At 38.6% G+C, this 6,621-nt stretch carries 6 protein-coding genes; 3 read left to right on the top strand and 3 right to left on the bottom strand.

What is annotated here, in order from left to right; all coding sequences use genetic code 11:
* Positions 1-178: 178 nt before the first annotated feature.
* The 3 genes from DFR58_RS17270 to DFR58_RS22540 all read right to left on the bottom strand — a co-directional run bounded on the left by DFR58_RS17270 (position 179) and on the right by DFR58_RS22540 (position 3,031).
* Entirely contained in the window at positions 179-1,783 is a 1,605-nt protein-coding gene (locus tag DFR58_RS17270) for a hypothetical protein (RefSeq protein ID WP_114299104.1), read from the bottom strand.
* A 67-nt stretch (positions 1,784-1,850) separates the two neighbouring features.
* On the bottom strand, positions 1,851-2,660 hold the full coding sequence (locus DFR58_RS17265) for an ExeA family protein (protein ID WP_114299103.1): 810 nt from the start codon (positions 2,658-2,660) through the stop codon (positions 1,851-1,853).
* Positions 2,657-3,031, bottom strand: a complete 375-nt coding sequence (locus DFR58_RS22540) for a Mu transposase C-terminal domain-containing protein (RefSeq protein ID WP_278278821.1) — start codon at positions 3,029-3,031, stop codon at positions 2,657-2,659. Before DFR58_RS22540 ends, DFR58_RS17265 begins: the two co-directional genes overlap by 4 nt.
* 358 nt (positions 3,032-3,389) lie before the next feature.
* On the opposite strand from DFR58_RS22540, the gene DFR58_RS17255 reads away from it, so the two are divergent.
* From DFR58_RS17255 to DFR58_RS17245, 3 genes are read left to right on the top strand one after another with little or no spacing between them, the layout of a single operon-like run.
* Positions 3,390-4,646: a site-specific integrase gene (locus tag DFR58_RS17255; RefSeq protein ID WP_114299101.1), complete on the top strand. Its 1,257-nt coding sequence runs from the start codon at positions 3,390-3,392 to the stop codon at positions 4,644-4,646.
* Entirely contained in the window at positions 4,633-5,604 is a 972-nt protein-coding gene (locus DFR58_RS17250; RefSeq protein ID WP_114299100.1) for a tyrosine-type recombinase/integrase, read from the top strand. The genes DFR58_RS17255 and DFR58_RS17250 overlap by 14 nt, the downstream gene beginning before the upstream one ends.
* Complete coding sequence (locus DFR58_RS17245; RefSeq protein ID WP_114299099.1) at positions 5,591-6,613, top strand: tyrosine-type recombinase/integrase; 1,023 nt, start codon at positions 5,591-5,593, stop codon at positions 6,611-6,613. Before DFR58_RS17250 ends, DFR58_RS17245 begins: the two co-directional genes overlap by 14 nt.
* Positions 6,614-6,621 lie beyond the last annotated feature (8 nt).

Below are 6,621 nucleotides of genomic sequence, written 5' to 3'. Positions count from 1 at the left end.
CCGAGGTTTATCCGCTTGGAGCTTACCGATGAATAGAAAAACGGCGAACAATAAAGTCCGCCATTCATCGTATAAGCTGCAGCAAGCGTTGGGTCGCTCCTCAGCGTCGCCCGATTTATGCTGCATTAAAATTATTAACACAAATTTGGTGGATTATTCCATTTACACTAAAAAATATTCACACCCGAGCATCGATAACAACATATTCGATATGCATAGTATATTTTGTTTCAAGATCTTTTATACTTTGCTCGATAACTGGAACCATGCAAAAATCATCATCTGAAAGAATAACGACTGTAAAAATAGCAAGTTTAACTCCTTCAGATCCCATGTATTGTGGTAATTGAGCTGTTAATCCTTCAAGCACATTAGCGTTTGACGCAAGTTTTAGCTCCATGAACACTCTCAAATTGTAACCCATTGAGAACTTGAAATCTACAGGGCCAAGACCAGTATAGACTTCTCGTGAAGGATCAATGCCTACAGCTTTGAGGTAACCACGCATTCTTTCATAAATTTCAACTTGAACGTGTGATTCTGATTTTGGCTCGTCATGATTATAAAAGGCAGTAAAGGCCTTTCTGTTTTCAATTCCGTTTTTAATTTCAAGAACTATCTCTTTTAAAACCTTAAGAAATGCTAATCTGTTGTCGTCTGAAGATACCTTTAGTCGATAGTAGTTTTTATTCTTTACCTTAAATGATTCAACATAATCATTCTGAAGCAATACAGAAATTCTACCTTCAGATAGAGCTATATTCTCGGACTGAAGACTTTCAAAAATTTCTTTCAAAGTTTTTGACTTGCCGTCGGATAAGTTACTTCGTACAATAAGGTCAAATCGAGTGCGGTTGAACTTTTTCTTTTCAAACGCATTGATTTCTTTTTGATATTTTTTTCGCCAAGAAGCTAGGATGAATTTACCATTTCCTACAGGAAGAAATCTATCCCTTAATGTGTATAGGTACGAATAAATGATCTCTATGCGTAAGTCATCTCGCGAAAGGCATACTTTTGAATATATTTCGTTTGCTGTCATCGCTTGGCAGCTTGAGTTGTTTTCATGAAAAGCCCACTGAATAATATCGGCTTGATGACGGGAGTCAAATTCATATTTACTTAGAATCCACATACCAGTTTTACCGATACTTCGAACATGAGGGTTTATCGATAGAACATTCACAAGGGAATCGATTTGATATAATGTTTTGTCACCATTCTCGCGCATTGTTAATTCTTGGAACAGTTCTGTTTTGTGAACAGGGGTATTTTTGTCTTCAAGAATTCGAAGAGCTTTTTTATCCATACTTGAAAGGTACTCGTATTTTAAACGTACATTATCAGAATCAAATTCAATGTTCTCTATAGCCGTTGATATTATTTTGAAATCTTGCATCGTTAATTTTGTGGGGCTACTTTTATTGATCTGAATGATAAGATCGAATGTTCGTATCCAAAAAATCTCTGTGTTTAGAATAGAAATGATAGACTTAACAATGTTTTCGATAGTCTGAACAGGGATGTTTTTTTTGTGAAGTATAGTTGCATATGTTTCAATTTTGGTAACATGAAAACCTGCAACATCAAAAGCTATATTCTGGTAAAATCTATCTTCGATGTTAAATCCAATTGTTCTAAAAAAAATATCAGTTGATAAAAACTTGTATGAAGATAAGCTTAGCTGTATATGAGAAGTCCATAGTAAAAGATTTTCAGAAGCAGTTATATGTTTATAATGTAGCCGCTCGGGCTCTTTGGCCGCAATTAGCCAGATTTCCATGTCCACATTTACAGCTTGATTTTAACGACCTGGGCAGGGTTCTTGGAAACCCTGCCCGGTCATTTAATTAGCTCTCAAATTCACTTTCAATAACTACTCTCACCAAATGGTCATCAATTAACCTTGAATTTCCTCGAGGCGCCGCCATCAGGCTGGCTGTTGCCACCTTGTTGATTTTTCGGGGAACTCCTCCACAGTACTCATGGAGGACACCTATAGCTGCCGGAGTGAAAATTTCTCCAGGTGCTTTAACTGCTTCCAGATGCCTGGACACATAGTCCGAAGTTTCCTTTGGACTCATAGACGGCAAGTGGAACCTTATATCAACCCGCTGCCAAATTGCCTCGTTGATTTGGAGTTTTAACGTCTCCCGGAGTTCACTTTGCCCTGTCAATACTAAACTTAATGAACTGTAGGAGTCCATCCTCAAGTTAAGCAAAAACCTGATTTCCTCCAGCATTTCACGTGAAAGCAGGTGGGCTTCATCCACCACAATCACCGGAGTTTTCTTTTCACTGTCAACCAGCGTTGCCAATGCCTTCTGCAATTGCCGTTTGGCATCACCACGGTAGAATTTAGGTTCACAGCCCAACTGATGCAGGGCTTCCCAGTAAAAATTCCTTGGCGTTAATGCCGAGTCGGAAATATATAGAACCCTGTAACGGTTTAAATCCAGCCCCTGGGAAAAGCGGCGTATAGCAGTGGTCTTGCCTGTTCCGGCATCTCCGGTAAATACACCGAAGGCCCTTGTGCGTGCTACATGGTTCAGCCGGCCATGTAATTCCTGGCGGCTTTCGGTTTCCAGTAACTCTTCTACCGGAATATCCCTTGAGAATGGGGTTCCACTAAACCCAAAGAATGCTTCAAATGTGGTCATGGCTTATGCACCTCCTCTCCAAGACGGAATGCACCTAGCTGCTGTTTAAGCCGGTTTTTGCTGTCTTGTGCCATTAAACTAAGGAGTTTGGATTCGCTGGCCTTTTCCAACGCTTCCGGCTCCTTTTTCACATTCCTGTTATACTCTCCGATGCGGGCAGGCTCAACCACTTTGCGCTTTTCACCGTCTAACCACATCTCTACCTGGGATAAATTCATGGGGTCGTAGCGAAGTAATACTTTTTTCCGTAGAAACTCTACGCCTACCTCATATAGGTTGCCTTCCAGCTTCACGCATCCGCTCTTGTCTACTGTCCGCTGGGCTTCCCATAGAAAAGCATCTCGAAGAACCTCCGGACTTGAAAACCGCAGGGGCCTGGCATCTTCGGCAAAAGCTTGCGCCGGGCTTTTGTTAGGCAGAGAAGAATGAACCCTATGGTTGTACCCTTCGGATAACCATACGCTGAATAGTTCATTCAGGCGCTTGAGGGTTTGCGGCTTTTCAAGGGCTGCTTCCTGTATAAATTCTTCTACTGTACGGTTAAAACGCTCTATCTTTCCTTTTTTACGTTAATCTTTACGTAAAAAAGGTTATGTAAAGACTTAAATTATGTAAAGAAATGTGGTCTCAGTCCAGTAAAACCAATGAACTGAGCCTTGATTTCTTTACATAATTTAACGTTCATGTGACCATATATTGAAATCACTTTTAATGAGGAGGAATTGATATATGGTAACGGATTTTGAAGAATTAGTAGCTCTTTGTGATGAAGAACTTTGCCATCGAGAGTATACTACCAAGTATTATGAACGAATCAAACAAAATTGGGATTCTTTAAGGAAATGGATGAGATCAAATCATCTAAATGATTTTGATGAGGCAACGGGTAATCGGTACTGTGATGAGGCTTTTGGCACGCATCTTATGCCAGCCAGATCTCCAGCATCTTTTAGAGAAAAACTTAGGTCTGTAAGAATGCTCATTTCATACCAGAAAAATGGGGATTTTGAATTTCGATGTCCAAGTATCGAATACATATTTGATGGCCTTGTTGGGAAAGTGTCACAGGAATATCTTGAGTTTTGTCGGAATGAACTTTTGCTTGCAGAGAAGACCATTGAAAATAAGAGATTGTATCTTTATGACTTTTGCAAGTTTCTCAATAGTAAAAATATCACTCTTAATGATCTGTGCATTGAGGAAACAGAAGCTTTTTTCATTTCAATGAACTATACTCTTGCATCCAGACACAATGCAGCAAGAAATTTAGGCCTCTTTCTTCAGTATGCTTATGATAATAGATATTCGCAAAAAGATACATCTGTATATATTTTGCCTGATAATTACAAAAAGGATTGCAAACTGCCTACTACATATGAAGAGGATGAAATTAAAGAAGTTCTGATTTCTGTTGAAAGGGTATCCTCCATAGGGAAAAGGGACTACCTAATACTCCTTCTTGCTACAGAGTATGGCTTGAGAGCAAAAGACATTACCAAGCTTTGCTTTGATGACATCGATTGGGATAGCAATATCATACGCATTAATCAGCACAAGACGGATTTTCCTGTTGAATTTCCACTGCTCGCATCAATTGGAAATGCTATTATTGATTATCTGAAGTATGGAAGACCATTATCCGATGCTCCGCAGATAATAGTTTCTGCTGAAAATGCTAATAAAGGAAAGCCACTCTCGTCTCCAACAATACATTCTGTCGTAACAAAATATATGAAGCGCGCTGGAATCAAAAACTGGCAGAATAAGAAGCACGGACCTCATGCTATGCGCCATAGCCTGGCGACAAATCTTTTAAAGAAAAATATTTCCATGCCAATCATAAGTACCGTTATGGGTCATCAACGCACAGAGACCACGAGTGTATATATATCCGTAGATTATGCCAGATTGAAACAGTGCGTGCTTCCTATGCCAGCAATGCACTCTCCATTCTACAATAAGGAGGGCAACCATGGCAAGATATAAGTTCAGCTCTGTATTCGCAGATGATATGATGCGGTACATCAAGGACAAGAATACAGCCGGATATAATGGTGAAAATTTCAGAAGCAGGCTGATAGGTTTTGATAAATTTTGTATTGAATATAACCTGACAGAACCAGTTTTTACAGTGCACCATGCATCTAAATGGTTGGAAAAGAAGGAATGCGAATCACATCCAACTCATTATGGTCGTATTAATGCAATCAAGCACTTTCTTATATACCTGAGTATCAAAGGATATGATGTGTACATAACCAGAGATGTTAAATTTAAAGGAACTGATTTTCAACCTCATATCTATACAAATGAAGAATGTGACAGATACTTTATGGCAGTTGACAACTATAGCAACTGCAGGAATCGCAAAGATGCAATACAATATCCGGTACTTTTTCGAATTCTGTATTGTTGTGGTACAAGAATAAATGAAACTCTTGGAATAAGAAGGAAAGATGTGGACCTTGATAAAGGGATTTTACAACTGAACGAAACAAAAAATGACCGTCAACGCTATGTTATAGTTGGGGATGATCTAAAGGAACTGCTTAACTGTTATGCGGAAAAATGTTTTTACATGCTTAATGATGATGACTATATATTTACGAACGCCAATCGCGGTCGTCTTGATGAAAAGACGATATACGATAATCATAGAGAGTTCCTTTTTAAAGCCAGGATTCCTTATCTCGGTGATGGAAAGGGCCCACGGATTCATGACTGGAGACATCATATGGCAGTTTATGCATTTAAGCAGATGATTGATTCAGGATTTGATATGTATGTTGCTCTTCCAATACTCTCAACATATCTGGGGCATAAGACTATTTATGCAACAGAAAAATACATCAGACTTACCTTGCAGTTGTTTCCTTACATAGAGGAAAAATTTCACGGAATGGTTGACAGAATATTTGGAGGTACAGCATATGAAAACAACTGATTTTGCGGTGTATCTGAATAAATATTTTACTCAATATATGCCAAATGAAAGGGGGAATTCTCCACAGTCAATTGATTCATATAGATATGCTTTTATATTGTATCTGGAATACATGGAATCAGTACGAAAGATATCTGCTGAAAGGATTGTTCTATCGGATTTTACAAGAGAAACAGTAACCGGTTATTTAAACTGGCTTGGAGCAAGTCGAAAAAGCAGTCCTTCTACACGCAATCAGAGACTGGCTGCATTAAAAGGATTTGTGCATTATCTAAAATACGAGTTTCCTGATTATCTTGATGAATATCAGAGAATACTTGGTATTCCTTTAAAAAAGACACTGCGAAAGGAAATCTCATATATGAAGACTGATGGTGTTAATCTGCTTGTTGAACAGATTGATGTAGCCCGAACAAATGGTTTGCGGGATTATGTGATTCTGCTTATTTTATACACAACTGGCATAAGAGTCACAGAACTTATCAATATAAAAGTAAAAGATATCTCACTGACACAGCCTTATACAATTAGAATTCATGGAAAAGGTAACAAGGGCCGGTATGTGCCGTTAATGAGAACAGCGGTGCCGCACATAAAAAGATATCTGGAAACAATGGGCTATGATAATGAAGCCAGGTATGAGGAAACACTTTTTAATAACCATATGAAAACCCCTTTTACCAGACAGGGAATCAATTATGTACTGAAAAAATATGGAATCAAAGCCAAAAAGATTAATTCTGATCTTATACCAGATGATCTGAGTGCACATAAAATGCGCCATACTACAGCCATGGAACTGGTTACATCAGGTGTTGATTTAATGTATATCAGAGACCTGCTTGGTCATTCTAGTGTAGTTACGACTGAAATCTACGCCCGCACAGATGCAAAGTTAAAACGTAAAGCTATAGAGGCAGCGAGCAAAGAAATCGTTCCACCAGAAGATGCACAATGGGACAACAATAATGATTTAAAAACATGGCTTAAGAATTTTAACAAACGATAGGGTCGATA

It is taken from the genome of Anaerobacterium chartisolvens, from assembly GCF_003337415.1.
In the GTDB taxonomy this organism is placed as follows: domain Bacteria; phylum Bacillota; class Clostridia; order Acetivibrionales; family DSM-27016; genus Anaerobacterium; species Anaerobacterium chartisolvens.
This window is presented reverse-complemented; position numbering and strand designations above follow the sequence as displayed.